17 protein-coding genes, 1 other RNA gene, 1 pseudogene and 1 other annotated feature are annotated in these 19,413 nt (G+C 45.7%); all 19 genes and pseudogenes read right to left on the bottom strand.

Annotated features, from left to right (window positions below):
* Position 1: 1 nt before the first annotated feature.
* Positions 2-1,096, bottom strand: coding sequence for an endolytic transglycosylase MltG (gene mltG, locus HNQ34_RS09475; protein WP_183253920.1), 1,095 nt, complete (start codon positions 1,094-1,096; stop codon positions 2-4).
* 103 nt (positions 1,097-1,199) lie between these two features.
* Positions 1,200-1,493, bottom strand: a complete 294-nt coding sequence (locus HNQ34_RS09470; RefSeq protein ID WP_183253918.1) for a DUF1292 domain-containing protein — start codon at positions 1,491-1,493, stop codon at positions 1,200-1,202.
* 14 nt (positions 1,494-1,507) lie between these two features.
* Positions 1,508-1,924, bottom strand: a complete 417-nt coding sequence (ruvX, locus tag HNQ34_RS09465) for a Holliday junction resolvase RuvX (RefSeq protein WP_183253916.1) — start codon at positions 1,922-1,924, stop codon at positions 1,508-1,510.
* A gap of 102 nt (positions 1,925-2,026) precedes the next feature.
* On the bottom strand, positions 2,027-2,290 hold the full coding sequence (locus HNQ34_RS09460) for an IreB family regulatory phosphoprotein (protein WP_183253914.1): 264 nt from the start codon (positions 2,288-2,290) through the stop codon (positions 2,027-2,029).
* A gap of 78 nt (positions 2,291-2,368) precedes the next feature.
* A complete protein-coding gene (gene alaS, locus HNQ34_RS09455) occupies positions 2,369-5,005 on the bottom strand; it encodes an alanine--tRNA ligase (RefSeq protein ID WP_183253912.1) in 2,637 nt (878 codons plus the stop codon).
* A 52-nt stretch (positions 5,006-5,057) separates the two neighbouring features.
* Positions 5,058-5,280: a binding site (T-box leader), on the bottom strand.
* Between the two features lie 45 nt (positions 5,281-5,325).
* Entirely contained in the window at positions 5,326-6,387 is a 1,062-nt protein-coding gene (locus HNQ34_RS09450) for an AI-2E family transporter (protein ID WP_409978365.1), read from the bottom strand.
* Between the two features lie 78 nt (positions 6,388-6,465).
* Entirely contained in the window at positions 6,466-6,600 is a 135-nt protein-coding gene (locus HNQ34_RS09445; RefSeq protein ID WP_183253908.1) for a YrzQ family protein, read from the bottom strand.
* Between the two features lie 17 nt (positions 6,601-6,617).
* Positions 6,618-6,809 carry a hypothetical protein gene (locus HNQ34_RS09440; protein WP_183253906.1) on the bottom strand — a complete coding sequence of 64 codons (192 nt, stop codon included), beginning with the start codon at positions 6,807-6,809 and terminating at the stop codon, positions 6,618-6,620.
* Positions 6,810-6,911: 102 nt separating this feature from the next.
* Entirely contained in the window at positions 6,912-9,269 is a 2,358-nt protein-coding gene (recD2, locus tag HNQ34_RS09435; protein ID WP_183253903.1) for an SF1B family DNA helicase RecD2, read from the bottom strand.
* Between the two features lie 16 nt (positions 9,270-9,285).
* The gene (locus tag HNQ34_RS09430) at positions 9,286-9,951 is read right to left on the bottom strand and encodes a tetratricopeptide repeat protein (RefSeq protein ID WP_183253902.1); all 666 of its coding nucleotides are present in this window, start codon (positions 9,949-9,951) and stop codon (positions 9,286-9,288) included.
* 74 nt (positions 9,952-10,025) lie between these two features.
* Positions 10,026-11,141, bottom strand: coding sequence for a tRNA 2-thiouridine(34) synthase MnmA (mnmA, locus tag HNQ34_RS09425; RefSeq protein WP_183253900.1), 1,116 nt, complete (start codon positions 11,139-11,141; stop codon positions 10,026-10,028).
* Between the two features lie 185 nt (positions 11,142-11,326).
* A pseudogene (locus HNQ34_RS09420) lies at positions 11,327-12,510 on the bottom strand (RNA-guided endonuclease InsQ/TnpB family protein).
* A gap of 108 nt (positions 12,511-12,618) precedes the next feature.
* On the bottom strand, positions 12,619-13,764 hold the full coding sequence (locus HNQ34_RS09415; RefSeq protein WP_183253898.1) for a cysteine desulfurase family protein: 1,146 nt from the start codon (positions 13,762-13,764) through the stop codon (positions 12,619-12,621).
* A 29-nt stretch (positions 13,765-13,793) separates the two neighbouring features.
* Entirely contained in the window at positions 13,794-14,210 is a 417-nt protein-coding gene (gene cymR, locus HNQ34_RS09410) for a cysteine metabolism transcriptional regulator CymR (protein WP_183253896.1), read from the bottom strand.
* Positions 14,207-14,857 carry a YczE/YyaS/YitT family protein gene (locus HNQ34_RS09405; protein WP_183253894.1) on the bottom strand — a complete coding sequence of 217 codons (651 nt, stop codon included), beginning with the start codon at positions 14,855-14,857 and terminating at the stop codon, positions 14,207-14,209. The genes cymR and HNQ34_RS09405 overlap by 4 nt, the downstream gene beginning before the upstream one ends.
* 61 nt (positions 14,858-14,918) lie before the next feature.
* Positions 14,919-16,208: a replication-associated recombination protein A gene (locus HNQ34_RS09400; protein WP_183253892.1), complete on the bottom strand. Its 1,290-nt coding sequence runs from the start codon at positions 16,206-16,208 to the stop codon at positions 14,919-14,921.
* 232 nt (positions 16,209-16,440) lie between these two features.
* Complete coding sequence (locus tag HNQ34_RS09395) at positions 16,441-17,205, bottom strand: tRNA threonylcarbamoyladenosine dehydratase (RefSeq protein ID WP_183253890.1); 765 nt, start codon at positions 17,203-17,205, stop codon at positions 16,441-16,443.
* A gap of 141 nt (positions 17,206-17,346) precedes the next feature.
* Positions 17,347-17,533: non-coding RNA, 6S RNA (ssrS, locus tag HNQ34_RS09390), on the bottom strand.
* A gap of 95 nt (positions 17,534-17,628) precedes the next feature.
* Positions 17,629-19,410 carry an aspartate--tRNA ligase gene (gene aspS, locus HNQ34_RS09385; protein WP_183253888.1) on the bottom strand — a complete coding sequence of 594 codons (1,782 nt, stop codon included), beginning with the start codon at positions 19,408-19,410 and terminating at the stop codon, positions 17,629-17,631.
* Between the last annotated feature and the right edge of the window lie 3 nt (positions 19,411-19,413).

The raw sequence follows: 19,413 nt of genomic DNA, 5'->3' as shown, positions 1-19,413 counted from the left end.
TTTATTCTTTTCTAATATATTTTGCTTTTTCGCGGTTATGTTCCGCCAAAGTGTTCGTAAAGATGACATCTCCTGCTGGAGTAGCCAAAAAATAAAGGTAAGTTGTTTCCGCTGGTTCGAGCGCTGCTTGAATCGACATTTCTCCTGGACTGGCAATCGGGCCCGGCGGCAGCCCTTGATGAATGTACGTATTGTAAGGAGAGTTCACTTTTAAGTCTTCATAATAGACGCGCTCCTTATGCTTTCCGAGCGCATAAAGAACGGTCGGATCTGTTTGCAACGGCATGCCGATGCGCAAGCGGTTATAAAACACGCTCGCAATTTTTTGTCGATCGGCTTTTTCTGTTGCTTCCGCTTCAATTAACGACGCCATCGTCAACAGCCGATGCGGAGTAAAGTCCATATCCCCCATTTCAACTTCGTATTTCGCCAGCACATCCGCCGTTTTGGCAATCATCGCTTCAATGATCGTTGGAAGCGGTGGTTTTTCTTCCGGAAAAGAGTACGTGGCCGGGAATAAATATCCTTCGAGCGGATACCGAATATTTTTATTTAGTACTTCCGTTGATAAAACCATTGGATATTTTTGAATCAGTTCTTGAATGTATGAGCGGTCATTCAGCTTTTTCATCACATCTTCTTGTTTATATCCTGTTTTTTGGGCAATAATGGTAGCGATTTGTGTCAATTGTTTTCCTTCCGGAATCGTGATTTTCAATTTCATTTCTTCCACGACTTTTCCCGTTTTTAAAGCAGCGATAATCTCCTCTAACGTCATCGCCCTAGTCAGTTTGTAATCCCCCGCTTGGAAATCGGCATGATTTTTAAATTTGACATAATAGCGAAACACGGCGGCGCTTTTAATGACCCCGTTTTTCTCCAGTTTCGCCGCAATATCGCTCACAGAAGAACCGATCGGAATCGATATATGAACAACACTTTTGTCGTTCGGATTGACCGGCTGCAATGCGGACTTAATATATATATAACTTCCTACAACGATCGCCGCCACGATCAAAACAATCGCTGCGCTGATGATCAATACGGCTTTTCGCACTATTTGCATATCTTTTGGAACAAGTCCGTTCTGCTCCATCAAATCCTCCCTCCATTCTCGACATATTATACTACAAATTTTTGCATTTTTCGCTATGACTTTTCTTTTTCTGCAAAAAAAAAGATGGCTCGTTCAGCCATCCTTATTCTTCGTCTTCTTCTTGCTCAGCGCAAAACGTGTTCCACACTTCTTCGATCATGTCCCATTCTTCTTCTGTTTCGATCGGCTGAAGTTCTCCTTCTTGCTCACCTTCGCCAGGGATAAAGGCGGATACGTGAATTTCTGTTTCTTCCTCGTCATCATATTCTGCGCCAATCGGATAGTAAAAGACGTATGACTTTCCGAAGTCTTCCGATTCAAATGTAAATAATACTTCGCATAATTGCTCATTTCCGTTTTCGTCTACGACGGTAATATGTTTTTCACCGTGTTCCATATTCATTTCCTCCATTATTGTTTACTGTCGAGGTAAGATTGCAAAATCATCACTGCTGCCATCTTATCAATTACTTTTTTCCGCTTTTTGCGGCTGACATCGGCAGCGATCAGCATGCGTTCGGCCGCCATGGTCGAAAGACGCTCGTCCCATAAAACGACCGGCAAAGAAAATTCTTTTTTTAGCAACTCGGCAAAACGTTCACTCGCTTCGCCGCGCGGCCCTACCGTTCCGTTCATGTTTTTCGGAAAGCCGAGCACGATCGTTCCCACGTTATACTCTTTAATAATCTCGCGCAACCGCTTTAAGCCGAACTGCTTTTTTTCCTCATCGATCGGAATCGTTTCAATTCCTTGAGCCGTCCAGCCTAGCTCATCGCTTACCGCTACCCCGAGCGTTTTCGTTCCTAAATCAAGCCCTAATGCGCGCATACGTCAATCCTTTCAGTATTTGTTTCCTTCCATGCAGCTCCGTGACAACGTCCGCTTTTTAGCTACTACGCTCATCTGTTCGCATGTCCGTTGTTAATTGTGTTAGCGGCGTGCTGTCGTTAAATAGAATTTCACCAATTCCTCGATTAATTCATCCCGTTCAATTTTGCGAATGAGGGTTCGCGCGTCTTTATGGCGCGGGATGTAAGCGGGGTCGCCAGATAATAAATAGCCAACAATTTGATTGATCGGATTGTACCCTTTTTCTTGAAGAGCCTCATATACGGTTAATAGTACTTCACGGACGTTCGTTTCTGCAGGCTCTTCAGGAAAATTAAATCGCATCGTTTGATCAAATGAGCTCACCGTCATGCACCTCGCTCTCGATTCAGAGAAATCTGGCATCTCCACCTCTTACATCCATTGTACACCATTATGAAACAATTATAAAACGGATTTTACCCATTCTTCGACAAATTGTAGCGCTTCGCCCACTTTGTTCGCGTCTTTTCCTCCGGCTTGCGCCATATCTGCACGGCCGCCGCCGCTGCCGCCACAACGGGTGGCGACTTCTTTAATCAATTTACCAGCATGGAATCCTTTGTCGATTAAATCGTTCGTAACGCCGGCAATCAAATTCACTTTTTCGCCTTGAACGGAAGCAAGCACGATTATGCCTGAACCGAGCTTTTGCTTTAATTCGTCCATCATCGTACGTAAACTGTTCATATCTGGTGCGTTCACTTTGCTTGCGAGAACGTTGATGCCGTTTACTTCTGTCGCTTTATTGACAAGATTGGCTGCTTCCATATTGCTTAGGCGTGCCGCAAGCGATTCGTTTTCGCGCTGCAGTTCGCGAATTTCGCTCATTAATGCGTCAATCCGCCCGATGATATCTTTCGGATTCGTTTTTAATTTTTGCGCAACTTCTTGCAATAATGCAAGCTGATCGTTCATAAAGCGGTAGGCCGCTTCGCCTGTCACCGCTTCGATGCGGCGCGTGCCTGCGCCAATTCCTGATTCGGATACAATTTTGAAGAGACCAATTTCCGCCGTGTTTGTGACATGGCAGCCGCCGCAAAGCTCTAAGCTGTATTCGCCCACTTGCACGACGCGGACGATTTCGCCGTATTTTTCGCCAAAGAGCGCCATCGCGCCCATCGCTTTCGCTTCATCGAGCGGTTTGTAGTCAATTTGCACAGGGAGGCTTTGCCAAATTTTTTCGTTCACAATCGCTTCGATTCGCTCTAATTCTTCCGGTTTCACTTGACCAAAATGCGAGAAGTCAAAGCGCAAGCGGTCTGGTGCGACTAAAGAACCTGCTTGGTTGACATGGACGCCAAGCACATCTTTCAACGCTTGGTGCAACAAATGCGTCGCCGTATGGTTTTTTACAATATTGGCGCGCTTGTCTTCGAAAAGGTAGGCTGTATACGTCTCGCCTTTTTTAAGCGTTCCTTTTTCGACGATGACGTGATGTAAATGTTGTCCGTTTGGCGCTTTTTGCACGTCTTTCACATACACTGTTGTCGTTTCATTTTCGATAAAGCCTTGATCGGCAATTTGGCCGCCGCTTTCCGCATAAAACGGTGTCACGTCTAACATAATTTGTGCTTCTTCGCCTTCGCTGACTTCTTCGGCCAGCTCCCCGTTTTTCACGATGACCGTCACAATCGATTGCGTACGAAGTTGATCGTAGCCGACAAATTGGCTTTCGACTTTAATATTGCCGAGTACACCGCCTTGCACTTGCATCGAATCGACTTCTTGGCGTGCCGCGCGCGCACGTTCCCTCTGCCGTTCCATTTCCCGTTCAAACCCGTCGTGGTCGACGTTCATTCCTTCTTCTTGCGCATATTCTTCCGTCAATTCAACCGGAAAGCCGTACGTATCGTACAGCCGGAAGACGTCTTCGCCGGAAATCATGTTGCTGCCGCGCGCTTTTTCTTTTTGAATGACGCTTGCTAAAATCGCCAAGCCTTCATGAAGCGTTTCATGGAACCGTTCTTCTTCGTTTTTAATGACTTTTTGGATAAATTCTGTTTTTTCTTTCACTTCCGGATAGTAGTCGACCATAATTTCGCCGACGACCGGCACTAATTCGTACATAAATGGACGGTTAATATTGAGCTTTTTCGCATAGCGGACGGCACGACGCAACAAGCGGCGCAAGACGTAGCCGCGTCCTTCATTCGACGGAAGGGCGCCATCTCCAATTGCAAACGTGACTGTGCGAATGTGGTCGGCAATCACTTTAAAGGCCACATCTTTTTCTTCATCGACGCGATATTTCTCACCGGAAATTTGTTCCGTTGCTTTAATAATCGGCATGAAAAGGTCCGTATCAAAGTTCGTTGGTACATCTTGCAAAATCGAGCACATCCGCTCTAATCCCATGCCGGTATCGATGTTTTTCTTCGGCAGCGGTGTATATGTACCGTCTGGATTATGGTTAAATTGCGAGAATACGAGGTTCCATACTTCTAAATAGCGTTCATTTTCGCCGCCTGGATATAATTCCGGGTCATTTAGGTCGTTGCCGAATTGTTCCCCGCGGTCATAGAAAATTTCCGTATTCGGTCCGCTCGGCCCTTCACCGATATCCCAGAAATTCCCTTCTAACCGAATAATGCGTTCTTCCGGAAGGCCGATTTCTTTATGCCAAATGTCAAACGCTTCGTCATCTTCTGGATGAATGGTGACCGATAAGCGGTTCGGATCAAAGCCGATCCATTTTTCGCTCGTTAAAAACTCCCATGCCCAATGAATCGCTTCCCGTTTGAAATAGTCACCGATCGAGAAGTTTCCGAGCATTTCAAAAAACGTATGATGGCGCGCCGTTTTTCCGACGTTTTCAATATCGTTTGTGCGAATCGATTTTTGCGCGTTGCAAATGCGCGGATTGTCTGGAATGACACGCCCGTCAAAATATTTTTTTAACGTCGCAACGCCGCTGTTGATCCATAACAAAGAAGGATCGTCAATCGGAATGAGCGAGGCGCTCGGTTCTACAGCATGGCCTTTTTCTTGGAAAAAGTCTAAAAACATTTGGCGAACTTGTGCAGATGTTAATTTCTTCATAACAACTTGCCTCCTTTATCTTTTTATATCAATAAAAAAACTCTCCATCCCATTCAGGGACGAGAGTTATGCTCGCGGTACCACCCTGTTTATGGACAAACGTCCATCACCTCTAAAAGCCGTAACGTGGCTTCGCCGTCAGGTTTTACCTGCGCTCCGGATTAGCGTTCTGTTACCCTTCATCTGGAATTTCTTTCAGCCGCGGAAATTCCTCTCTGTGCGCGTAATGCGCGTTAAGATGGACTGTAACATACTCGATCCGTCATCGCGTTTATGTATAAACCTTTTCACACAGATTATAGACAAGCTTCCTTTGATTGTCAATGTGTGTGAAAACGCTCCTTTGCATGTAAAAGTGACACTTTTAAAATGGCGACGAACGGGACAGCGATAATCATTCCGATGACTCCCGCGATTTCACCGCCAAGAAAGAGCGAAAACATGATGACGAGCGGATGCATATGCAAACTTTTCCCGACGATGAGAGGCGATAAAATGTTGCCTTCTAAAAACTGCAAGACAAAAATGATGCTAATGACAATGACCACCATTTTTAGCGAAACCGTGGCCGCTAAAAGAACGGCTGGAACTGCCCCGATAATCGGCCCGAAATACGGGATCACATTTGTCACCCCGATGATAAACCCTAACAAAAGCGGATAATTCATTCCGGCAATCCAAAAGGCGAGCGCCGCAACGCTTCCGATTAAAAAGCAGACGAGCAGTTGGCCGCGAATATAGTTGCCGAGCGATTCATCGATATCTTTTAAAAATGCGAGCCCTTCTTTCCGCCATTTTTTTGGCGTCAGTTTCCAAACCGCTTTTTTGATAAGTTCGATATCTTTTAACATATAAAAGGCGATAAACGGTACGAGTAAAAAAACGAACGCTGAGTTGAGCAGATGTTTTACGTTTGTGACCGTTTTCGTTAGCCATAGCCCTAGCAATGCCTCGACTTCGAGAATCGTTGTCTCGACGCGTTGATGAATCTGTTTCGGCCAAGTGGCGGTTCCGTCGTGGATTTTGTTCGTCCACCATTTATATGTATGGACAAGCATTGGCAGGCTTTCTGTCATGTCTTGCAGCTGTTTGAGAAAAATCGGGATGCCTTTGTACGCCCCATATCCGACCCCACCGAAAAAAAAGGCATAAATGAGTAAAATCGCCAGCGCCCGCGGCCATCCCTTTTTGTGAATGTACTCGACAATCGGATGCAGCAAGTACGCAATAAAAGCAGCGATCAAAAACGGCGTCAGCACCGTCAAGATCACATTTAAAATCGGCAGCCAAAACCCTTTCATCCTCATGATGAAATAAAGCAACACAACGACAAGCAACGCTTTCGTCACGCGAATAAAAAAGCGCAATTGCTCATTTTGCACGTGCATCCCTCCTACACGTTAGTGTGGAGGATTAGCGGATAATTATGCAAAAAACAGCACCCCTCTAGGTGCTGTTTTTTACGTGAATGAGCGCATGAGCTGCCGGCCCATTTTTCGTACGTTGCGCATGTTCATGCCGCCGTTGCGCCGGGCCATTTGGTAGGCGGCAACGCCTAAACCGATCGCCATAAGCGATGTCATCGTCCGGTTCATCGTCAGTCCCCCTCATGTTATGACGAAAGCGTTCGTTCTTGCTCGCTGAACAAATCATCAAGCGAACTGAGCGTTCCGTCTTCTTCGACTTGATGCGTGTAAATCATTCCTTTATGAACAGAAAGTTCGATAAAACAATTCCAGCAATAATATTGGTTCACACCAATTTTTCCTAAATTTTTACTTTGGCAGTTAGGGCATTTCAACACAAAAAGGCACGCTCCTCTTTCCATTTTACCTTTATTTTTGTCAATTTTTTCAAAGCTTATACATTGGAAGAGGAAGCGGCCTATGATGTGCGGCTTACATCTTTATCTTGTTCCCTCGTTCATAAAGTCATACGGTGAAACGTTTTCCATCCCGATGTTGGCATCATCAAGCGGCAGTTCTTCTTCTTGCACTGGCTGAAATACTTGTTTGAGCTTTTCCGCGAGCGTCGTTTGCCGCACACTGTCATCGTAGCGGGCAACTCCCATCTGAAACGCCTCTTCCTCACCGCATAAGACTAGAAATTTTTTGCTGCGCGTCACCGCGGTATATAATAAATTGCGTCTTAACATTCGATAGTAGCTTTTTACGACAGGCAAAATGACGATTGGAAATTCACTTCCTTGCGACTTATGAACGGAGCAGCAATACGCATGCGTAATTTGCGTTAAATCTTGCCTTGTGTATGTCACTTCGTTCCCGTCAAACGACACGACGACTAAGTCTTGCTCCTCCGTATTTTCTTTCGCATAAAAGATGGCGACAACTTCGCCGATATCGCCGTTAAACACGTTTTGCTCCGGCTGATTGACGAGCTGCAACACTTTATCGCCAACGCGGTACACCGTATCCCCCACTGCCAGTTCACGCTTTTTGTCTGCTTTTGGATTGAACAGCTCTTGTAGCGCCTCATTTAGCCGGTCGATGCCGGCAGGTCCGCGGTACATCGGCGCCAATACTTGAATATCTTTCACCGCATACCCTTTTTTCCACGCGTTATCGGCAATTTGCCTTACAACATCGACGACTTGTCCTGCGTGGCAACGAATAAACGAACGATCCGCTTTCGGGGCAGCCCAATCAGGCGGAAGTTCCCCGTTTTTCATGTGATGGGCGAGTTCAATAATCGAGGAACCTTCCGCCTGCCGGTACACTTCAGTCAAGTGGACAGTCGGGATAAGGTTTGTTCGCAGCAAATCTTTTAATACTTGTCCCGGTCCAACCGACGGCAATTGATCTTCATCACCGACGAAAATGACTTGCATGCCATCAGGAAGCGATTTTAACAGTTGGTTTAACAGCCACGTATCGACCATCGACATTTCATCGACGATGAGCAACTTCCCTTGAATCGGCGCCTCTTCATCGTGCGTAAACCCTTCTGTCGCATTGTAGCCGAGCAAGCGATGAATCGTCACCGCCGGCAAGCCGGTCGCTTCTCCCATTCGCTTCGCCGCCCTTCCGGTTGGGGCAGCCAATAAAATCGGAAACGGATTTTCTTTATTGTAATGTTTAGGGTCAAGCGAAAGGCCATGCAGTTCGGCAAAAATTTCGACGATTCCTTTAATGACCGTCGTTTTTCCTGTCCCTGGCCCTCCCGTTAAAATAAAGAGCGGCGAAGAAAGCGCCTGCTGAATTGCTTCTTTTTGGAGCGGAGCATATTGGACGGAGAGGCGTTCCTCGAGTTGCCCGAGCGCTAATAAAAATTCCGACTCTGGAAATGCCGTCACCGTCTGTTGCAAAAGCCGCTTTACGTTCGTTACAATTCCTTTTTCCGCAAAATAGAGGGAAGGGATATAATATTTATCGTCTTCGCTAATCAGCTTTCCTTCTTCTGTCAACATCAACAACACATGGGCGATATTTTCTTCCGGCACGGCTTCGTCGCGCTTCGCCTCTAATAGCTCTTTTACTTTGGTTAATAACTGCTCCTTTGTTAAATAGACGTGCCCTTCCTGCAAACAATCGCTTTCTAGCACGTACAAACAAGCCGCACGAATGCGATCCGGATGGCGGCCAGAGATGCCAAGCTGGTGGCCTAATTCATCTGCGCGAACAAATCCGATTCCTTCGACATCTTCGACAAGCTGGTACGGGTTTTTTTGAATGATTTCGAGCGTCATGTCTTGATACACTTGATAAATTTTCATCGATAGCTGCGGACCGAAGCCGAGCCGCGACAGCGCAATCATGATTTGTTCAAGTCCTTGGTGCGCTTTTAACGTTTCGTACAGCTCTTGCGCTTTCGCTTTCGACAGTTTCGGCACTTTCGCAAGCGCTTCAGGGTCGGCTAAAATAACGGAAATCGCCTGTTCTCCAAGCGCCTCCACGATCGCTTCCGCTGTTTTTTTGCCAATTCCTTTAAATAAATCGCTCGACAAATAATGGATGACGCCTTCTTTCGTATGCGGAACGTCTTTGCGGAAATAATCAGCGACATATTGCCGTCCAAAGCGTGGATGTTCCTTAAACGAACCGTAAAACACATACGTCTCTTGCTCGTGCATACGCGGAAAATAGCCAGTAACAACGACTTCTTCGTCGTTGCACGCCTCGTTCGTTTCTTCGACACGAATGCGCACGACAGAATACAAATTGCTTTCGTTATGAAAAATCGTGACGATATGTGTTCCTTTTATAAATGATTTTTCGTCTAAGGCAAACGATCCTTGTTGTTGCAATGGGAATCCCTACCTTTTATCGTTGTCCGAGCGCTTTTTCCATCAGTTTTTTTCCGTGTCCAGCTAACAAATGATCCGGCTGAATCGAAAGCGCTTTTGTAAACCATTCAAGCGCCGTTTGCGCCTCGTCTTTATACGCATACGCCACCCCTAAGTTATAGCAGGCGTCCGCATGATGTTCATCTAACGCGATCGTCCGTTCAAAATAGCGCATCGCTTCGTCGACAAACTGGAGTTGTGCCAAACAGAGACCTAATTGGAAAAGCGCTTCGACATCGCGCGCGTTCAGTTCAACCGCGCGCTGCAAATACGGCAAAGCAAGCCGCGGCTGTTCTAAAAACATAAGCGACATGCCGAGCATAAAAAAGACGTCGCTGTCGTTCAGCCCTTTTTGCACCGCCTGTTCAAACATATCTTTCGCTTTAGCAAATTGCTTTCGGTTGTAATAAATCGAGCCGAGCCCGTAATACGCCGTCGCTGCTCGCTCATCAAGCGCAAGCGCCTTTTCAAAAAAGCGAATCGCTTTTTCTTCCTCGCCAGCGGCCGCTAACACGTTCCCGAAATTAATGTAGCCGACGGGGTCGTTAGGATTTTCTTCAATCGCCTCATGAAAACATTTTACCGCTTCTTCGTACTTTCCTTCCTGCATATATTGAATGCCTAGCGCATTTTTATTTTCCATATGTTCATCTCCTTTTCATTATACCATACATAAAACCCCAACTCCGCCAAGAGTTGAGGTTTTATGATCCATTTTTACCCAACATACGAAAGTTTTTCGCCGTTGCGGAAAATTTGGTCAATCGTTCCGCCGCCTAGACATTCTTCGCCGTTGTAAAAGACAGCCGCTTGGCCGGGCGTCACCGCGCGAACAGGTTGGTCAAAAACGACTCTTACCGTATTCTCATCAATAACATGAACCGTTACCCCTGTATCCGGTTGACGGTAACGAAATTTGGCAGTACATTTCATCGGCTCTGTTGGAATTTTACCGGATACCCAGTTAACGTTTGTCGCAATAATCGAGTCTGAATATAGCAGCTCATTATCAAATCCTTGAGCGACATATAAAATATTTTCTTTCAGATTTTTGCCGACAACAAACCATGGTTCTCCGCTTCCGCCAATGCCAAGGCCGTGGCGTTGTCCGATCGTATAATACATTAATCCGTCATGTTTTCCTTTCATTTCGCCGTCTAACGTCTGCATAGTTCCTGGTTGAGCCGGCAAATAGTTGCTTAAAAACTCTTTGAAGTTGCGCTCGCCGATAAAACAAATACCGGTGCTGTCTTTTTTCGTTGCCGTAGCAAGTCCTGCCTCTTTTGCGATCTCCCGCACTTTCGCTTTTTCAATATTCCCGATTGGAAACATGATTTTTGAAAGCTGTTTTTGTCCTAGTTGATTTAAGAAATACGTTTGGTCTTTGTTTTGGTCAACGCCGCGCAACATTTTATATTCGCCATCGCGATATTCGACGCGTGCATAATGCCCCATCGCTAAATAATCCGCTCCGAGAGACATCGCATGCTCTAAAAACGCTTTAAACTTGATTTCCTTGTTGCACATAACATCCGGATTCGGCGTGCGGCCTGCTTTATATTCATCGAGGAAATACGTAAACACTTTATCCCAATATTGCTTTTCAAAATTTACCGCATAATACGGAATACCGATTTGGTTGCAGACGCGCATTACATCTTCGTAATCTTCCGTTGCCGTACATACACCGTTTTCATCGGTATCGTCCCAGTTTTTCATAAAAATGCCGATCACATCATAGCCTTGTTGCTTTAAAAGAAGTGCGGCGACCGATGAGTCAACCCCGCCGGACATGCCGACGACGACGCGCGTATCTTTTGGTGCTTTGTTCACCGCTCTCACCGTTACAGAAAACTTATAAGGCTTTATAAGATAGTTAAAAAATCTTATAAAGACCTATGTTTCTTTCCTTGTTCATCGCACCCGATTTCGCCAAAGCTACTCTCGTTTGATGTGGCGCTCCGAAGGCTTAAACTCCCCACTAACGTATGGGTACATATCCATGATCGCGTGTGGTGCTAACCCATGGATTGGGCATAGTTTTTCAAGTTGATGCTTGCGTTCAAGTCTCGATCCATTTCCATCCCACATGCTTCACAATGGTACATCCGTTCGGATAAAGAAAACTTCTCTTTCACATGACCGCAACGGCTACACCTTTTGCTTGAAGGATAGAAACGATCCGCAATGATCAACTGAATTCCATGCCATGCACATTTGTACGTCATTTGTCGCTTAAACTCGTGGAATGTTTGTTCTTGTATCGCTTTGGACAACTTTTTGTTTTTTAACATTCCACTTGTATTTAAATGTTCTATCACAACATACTTCGGTTTGGCTTTCACCAACGTTGCTGTGATGTGGTGGGTATGATTGAAACAGATGTTTTTCAGCCTTCTTCGCTTTTTCAGAACAAGGAATTCAAGCTTCTTGATGTTTTTTGTTTTTCTGTAACGGACTTCACCTCCTTTGATTTGGACTTTGTTCATTTCGTATTTTCGTGATAGCTTTCTTTGTAGTCGTTTGATACTTTTTTCAAGCTTTTTCACTTTGGGCGTTTTGTTAATGTTATGAAATGTCATTCCATTGCTTACGGTAGCTAGAGATTTGACGCCTAAATCAACACCGATGCCTTCGGTGGAGGCGTCTTGCTTCCCTTCTACTTCTTCTACTCCAATGGTGAGATACCAGTGGAGTCCGTCAAAAATGATTCGTGGATTCGTATATTTTACATGCTTTCCATGCGGAATCCTGCCTCTTTCCGCTAGCCGAATCCAATTCAGCTTTTGTTTGTTTTTCTTTCTCGAAGTGGTGAGTTTTTCTAACTTCACATGTGTGTCAGTGATTTTAATTTTTGCCGTATCTTGATAAAAACTCGGTCGACTTCGCTTTTTCGTTTTAAACTTTGGAAACTCGGTTCTCCCTTCAAAAAGTTTTCGTAGGCGGTTGAGGCGTCTTTGATCGCTTGTTTCGTGATGTTGTTGGAATATTGATTGAGCCACGCATATTCCTTCGTTTTTTTGAGTTGTGTCAGCCGCTTTCGGATGTGATCATCGCCTAAAAATTTGCCACCCTGTTTGTCGTTTTCTTGTTCTTGTGCTAATGCAAAATTGTACGCCCACCTGGCAACACGTGCACATTGAAAAAGCTTCGTCTTTTGCTTATTGTTGGGCAGAAGCATGACTTTGTACGTTTTGATCATCTTCTCCCAACTCCTTCGCTATCTTCTTGTCTTTTTACAAATATTAATAAATAATTATGAGATGTTTATAAATATTTGTAAATGTATAACTAACAGTTAAAACCTCCGTTATTCGCTTGTTAGTCTTTTAACAATGTTCACCGTTTCATAAGCCGCTTTTTCGATTTGTTCTTCTGTATTTCCAAGCCCGAAGCTGAACCGAACCGAAGAACGAATGCGGTCCGAGTTTTGACCGAACATCGCGACAAGAACGTGCGATGGGTCGATCGACCCCGCTGTACACGCAGAACCGCTCGATGCAGCAATCCCTGCTAAGTCTAAATTGACGAGCATTGACTCCACATTTGTTCCCGGAAACGCCACGTTTAAAATATGAGGGAGGCATGCGTCTTGGTCGCCGTTGATTGCATAACGAATGCCGCTTTGTTCGAAAATAGCGACCATCTTCTCTTTTAACGCCCGGTACTCACTTTGTTTTGTGGCCATCGTTTCCAGCGCGATTTCCACCGCTTTCGCCAAGCCGACAATGCCAGCGACGTTTTCCGTTCCGGCCCGGCGCTTCCGTTCCTGCTCGCCGCCGTATAACCGCGGCGCAAGCTTCACGTGCTCGCGCGCATATAAAAAGCCGATTCCTTTTGGCCCGTTAATTTTATGCGCGGAAACAGAAAGAAGATCAATGCCTAGCTCATTGACATCAATCGGAACAAGCCCGTATGCTTGCACTGCATCGGTATGAAAATAGGCCGGATGTGCTTTCAACATCTGTCCAATTTCTTGAATAGGTTGCAATACGCCGACTTCATTGTTTCCAAACATGATCGAAACAAGAATCGTCTCATCGCGAAGCGCGTTTTGTAAATCTTCAAGCGCAATTTTTCCTTGTTCGTTGACCGGAAGATAGGTGACTTCAAATCCTTGTTTTTCAAGGTAATGACATGTGTGCAATACGGCATGATGCTCAATCGCCGTCGTAATAATATGCCGGCCTCGCTGCGCGTTCGCCATCGCCGTTCCGATTAACGCCAAGTTATCCGCTTCCGTTCCACCGCTCGTAAAAATAATTTCTGACGGCTTCGCCCCGATGCTTTTCGCCACCGTTTCGCGCGCTTCGTCGATCGCATGGCGGCTTTGTCTGCCAAAAAAATGAATGCTCGACGGATTGCCGAACCATTCCGTCATAAACGGGAGCATCCGCTCGACGACAGCCGGGTGCGCCGGCGATGTCGCCGCGTGATCTACATAAATGCGTTCCAACGCCCATTCTCCTTTCTAGTTTCTAGCCGTCAAATATAGAACATATATGACTCTTCGTCACCGTCGCTATACTTTGCCAAATCTTCAAGCGTTGTGCTATCTAGCACTTCTTGTACTGCGTCGCGAACGCGAATCCATAATTCCCGTTTGGCCGGTTCTTCTTCGTCTAACCCTTCAACTGGGCTAATCGGTCCTTCAAGAACACGAATGACGTCTGCGGCCGTAATTTTCGCTGGATGATCGGCTAATACATAGCCGCCGTATGCGCCGCGAATGCTTTTGACAAGACCGGCGTTGCGAAGCGGTGAAATTAATTGCTCTAAATAATGTTCCGATAAATCGTGCGCTTTGGCGATCGATTTTAATGAAATTGGGCGATCCCCATATTTTTTCGCAAGCTCAATCATAATCGTTAATCCATATCGGCCTTTTGTTGAAATTTTCATCTTATCCCCCCTAACGACTTAGCATTCGTTTCCGCTTTAATCATCATCATTCGTTCCGTCATTTGCCTGCAATGCGGAAGCGCCATGCCAACTAGTGAACCGATCGTCACGCTAAAAATGAGCGTCCCAAGCGACACAGGTCCACCTAACATCCAACCGAGCAAAAGAACAAACAATTCCATTGTAATACGGATATGCGCGACTTTCCAACCTGTCTTCTCCGTAAGCACGAGCATTAAGCTATCGCGCGGGCCGGCGCCCATATTCGCTGAAATGTAAAAGCCCATTCCATATGCAGTAACAACAATGCCCATCAATAACATGAAAAGTTTTCCGAAAAATGCACGCGGAGTTTGGAGATATGGAATCAGCATATACAAATCAATAAAAACTCCTACGAGCAACATATTAAGAAACGCCCCGATTTTGGGCCATTCTTTCGTAAGAAGCGAAGAAACCGTTAAAACAACGGCGCCTACAATAATGGACCATGTGCCAATGGTTAATCCAAATTGTCGATATAATCCGATATGAAGCACATCCCACGGAGCGCTTCCCATCTCTGCTTTAATCGTTAACACAATGCCAAATGACATAATGAGTAATCCGGCAAAATAAATGCCCCAGCGAAACAATGAACCGTTCATAAACACGCCCCATTTAACCAGTAAACTCGGAAACCTTTGTTATTATACCATACTTTTTTTCTTACTTCATTTCCTGACGTTTTAAGTCGCATAATCTGGCATATACTTTGGCGTAATATTTTTCCTCGCCGTTTTCTTTCGGAACGTAATATTGTGTGCCGATTAGTTCGTTTGGCAAATATTGTTGTGCCACCCAACTATTCGGATAGTCATGAGGATATTGATATCCTTTTCCGTGACCTAGTGCGCTCGCTCCCTTATAATGAGCATCTTTCAAGTGATTAGGGATCTCGCCGAGCTTTCCTCTTCGCACATCGTCGATCGCTTGATCGAGCGCCTTATACGCCGAATTGGATTTCGCTGAGAGACATAGTTCAACCGTCACGACCGACAGAGGGATTCTCGCTTCTGGAAGCCCCAATCGTTCCACCGCTTGAATGGCAGCATTCACTTTGACACCCATAAGCGGATTGGCTAAGCCGATATCTTCATAGGCGATGACAAGAAGCCGACGGCAAATGGCTGCCAAATCACCGCCTTCTAACAGCCTCGCCAAATAATGAAGCGCCGCATCGACATCGCTGCCGCGAATGCTTTTTTGAAAGGCGGATAAAAGCGAATAATATGTATCGCCTTTTTTATCATGGGTAAATCCTTTCTTTTCTACACAATCAAGCACTGTTTGTTCGTCGATGACAATGCGCCCTTCTTTTTCTTTCGATGCATAAACGACAGATTCTAAGGCGTTCAAAGCGGAGCGCGCATCGCCATTCGTTCCGTCAGCAATCAACTGCAGCAGACGGTCATCGATGGCGATCGACATCGCTCCGAACCCGCGCGTCTTATCGTGCAGCGCCCTTTTCAGCAACACGATAACTTCCTCCGGCGTTAACCGCTTAAGCTGCTTAATTTGTCCACATCGGCTGCGAATCGCAGGATTGACTTCATGGAACGGATTTTCTGTCGTCGCCCCGATCAGCGTAATGAGCCCGTTTTCGATGTTCGGCAGCAAGTAATCTTGTTGCGCTTTATTAAAACGGTGAATTTCGTCAATAAATAAAATAACGTTTCCAACCATTTGAGCGGTTGCGACGATTTCTTCCATTTCTTTTTTTCCTGATGTCGTCGCGTTCAAAGCAAAAAATTCGCGCTTCACTGTACCAGCGATCGCATAAGCAAGCGATGTTTTGCCAACTCCCGGCTCTCCGTATAAAAGCATCGACGGAACATATCCATTTTGAATCATTTTGTACAGCGCAGTATGCGGACCGATGATATGTGTTTGTCCGACGATTTCATCAATTGTTCGCGGTCTCATGCGGACAGATAACGGCTCTTGAGAAAAAAGCATGTTCTTCTCTCCTTCAGCGAAGTGAAAATAGAAAGCTCCCTGCGCACACAGCAGAGAACTTTTACGTGTCGAAATAGCGGTGAATCGTTCGGCAATTTATCATAGATAATATTACCAAGCTAAACACGGTCGAAAAACGATCTGGTCGATGAAAGACGAAACATCAAGTCACGGCCAACTCAACTGAATGATAAAAACAGGGACACCTTCGTATTCAGTGACCCCTGTTTCGCTATTCTTCTCCGACGCGATAAATTTTCACATCTTTTAGCAATTCCCGTACGACGTATGAGGCCATGATGAGCCCCGCTACCGATGGCACAAAGGCATTCGATGAAGGCGGCATTTTCGCTTTTCGAATCGTCGCTTGATCGTTTCCGACTTCTTTGCGAACATCTTCGCGAATAATGATCGGCTTTTCATCGGAAAAGACAACCGGAATTCCTTTATGAATCCCTTCTTTTCGCAATTTCGTGCGAATGACTTTCGCGATCGGATCCGTATGGGTTTTCGAAATATCCGCGATACGGAAGCGGGTAGGATCCATTTTGTTCGCTGCCCCCATGCTTGAAATGATCGGAATGTTTCTCTTTAAACACTCCTTCATTAAATGAATTTTGTACGTAATCGTATCGGAAGCGTCAATGACAAAGTCCAATCCGTAGCTGAAAAATTGTTCGTACGTTTCTTCCGTATAAAACATTTTTAACGCAATGACTTCACACTCCGGATTAATGTCGGCAATGCGTTCTTTCATTAAATCAACTTTCGGCCGTCCCACAGTCGAAAGAAGTGCATGAATTTGACGGTTAATGTTCGTGATGTCAACATCGTCTTTATCGACTAAAACAAGCCGCCCGACTCCCGAGCGCGCTAACGCTTCTACCGCAAATGAACCGACCCCGCCGATTCCCAATACGGCAACTGTCGCCTTTTTTAATTTTTCTAATCCTTCTTTTCCAATTGCCAATTCATTGCGTGAAAACTGATGCAGCATGTATACCCTCCATAACCTTTCATCATTTTTGTACCGCTATTATCCTACACAATAAAAACGAGTATTTCAATCGGATTTTTTGAGAAAGAAAAACCCTTATGTAAAGCATGTGCTTCACATAAGGGGATTCATTCCGGTTTCTCAAGTCCCAATCGTGCCGTCGATGCCTTCGTTTTGAACCCGCTCCGAGCAGGTGGGTGCCCTGTTTCAAGGTTTGCACGTCCTCGAACTCCTCGAGGCATGTACGCCGCTTGAAAACTCCGAGCTCCCGTATAACTTATTGTTCGGTCAAAACAATAAGGTTATACGACGAACACATCAGGACTGGCGGTTTTGAATGTATGATAACACATTTCTAAACCCTTTTCAATCATCTTCCAAACAGACAGTTGTACTTTTTAATGTCATTTCGGTTGCAAATGTTCACGAATGACTTACGTTTTCCACCTTCACAGCTAAGTGCAGTTCTTCTAGCTGTTTGTCGCTGACCGCGCTTGGCGCTTCTGTTAACAAGCAGCTTGCGCTTGCCGTTTTTGGAAACGCAATCGTATCGCGAAGGTTCGTGCGTCCCGCAAGCAGCATGACAAGCCGGTCAAGCCCTAAGGCAATACCTCCATGCGGCGGCGTTCCGTATTCAAATGCTTCTAATAAGAAGCCGAACTGCTCGCGCGCTTCTTCTTCCGTAAACCCAAGCACTTTAAACATTTTTTCTTGCACATCGCGTTCAAAAATGCGCAGCGACCCGCCCCCTAACTCATAGCCGTTTAATACAAGGTCATACGCTTGGGCGCGCACGCTCGCCGGATCTGTTTCCAAGCGCGACAAATCGTCGCGCACCGGCATCGTAAATGGATGATGCGCTGCATAATAGCGCCCTTCTTCTTCATCGTACTCAAGCAGCGGCCAGTCTGTTACCCATAAAAAGTTAAACTTCGTTTCATCGATAAGCTGCAACTCTTTGCCAAGCTTCAGCCGCAACGCACCGAGCGCATCGGCGACGACCGTTTTTGTATCGGCCACAAATAGCAATAAATCGCCCGTTTCTACCTCTAACGCTTGCATCAAACCTTTTTGTTCTGCTTCTGTGAAGAATTTCGCGATCGGTCCTTTTAATCCGTCCTCTTCGGCTTTAAGCCATGCCAGCCCTTTCGCACCATAACGGGAAACAAATTCCGTCAATCCATCAATGTCTTTGCGCGAATATTTGTCTGCCGCTCCTTTAACGTTGATCGCTTTCACTTGGCCACCATTTTCGACAGCGCTAGCAAATACTTTGAAACTACATGCTTTCACTTGCTCGGATAAGTCGACAAGCTCCATGCCAAAACGAGTATCTGGCTTGTCCGAACCGTAACGAGCGATCGCATCATTATACGAGATGCGCGGAAACGGAAGAGCGACCTCAATGCCTTTGGCGACTTTCAGCACACGCGCCATCATTTGCTCGACCATCGCCATAATGTCTTCTTGGCTCATAAACGATGTTTCAATATCGACTTGCGTAAACTCTGGCTGCCGATCAGCCCGCAAGTCCTCATCACGGAAGCAACGGGCAATTTGGTAATACCGCTCAACTCCGCCCACCATTAACAACTGTTTAAAAATTTGCGGCGATTGCGGCAAGGCATAAAATTCGCCCGGATGAACGCGGCTTGGTACTAGATAGTCGCGCGCTCCTTCCGGCGTGCTCTTTGTTAAAATCGGCGTTTCGACTTCTAAAAATCCTTCTTCATCTAAAAAATCGCGAATCGCTTTCGCTACTTGATGTCTCATTTTCAGCGTCTGAAACATGACCGGTCGGCGCAAATCTAAATAGCGGTACTTAAGACGAATATCTTCGGCCACTTCTGTTTCATCCGCAATGATAAATGGCGGTGTTTTCGCTTCGTTTAAAATGGTGACACGCTCTACATGTACTTCAATTTTTCCTGTTGCCAAATTTGGATTTACTTGCCCTTCTTCGCGGCGAATGACTGTTCCTTCCACGTCCAATACGTATTCGTTGCGAATCGTCTCCGCTACACGCAGTGCTTCTTCCGATACATCCGGACTAAACACAATTTGTACGATTCCTGTCCGATCTCGCAATTCAATAAAAATGATACCACCAAGATCGCGTCGTTTCTGTACCCATCCTTTTAACGTTACCTTTTCCCCGACCGCTTGTTCGTTGATTTCACCACAATAATACGTCCTTCCAAACATTCG

Source organism: Anoxybacteroides tepidamans, from assembly GCF_014201465.1.
Lineage (GTDB): Bacteria > Bacillota > Bacilli > Bacillales > Anoxybacillaceae > Anoxybacteroides > Anoxybacteroides tepidamans.
This window is presented reverse-complemented; position numbering and strand designations above follow the sequence as displayed.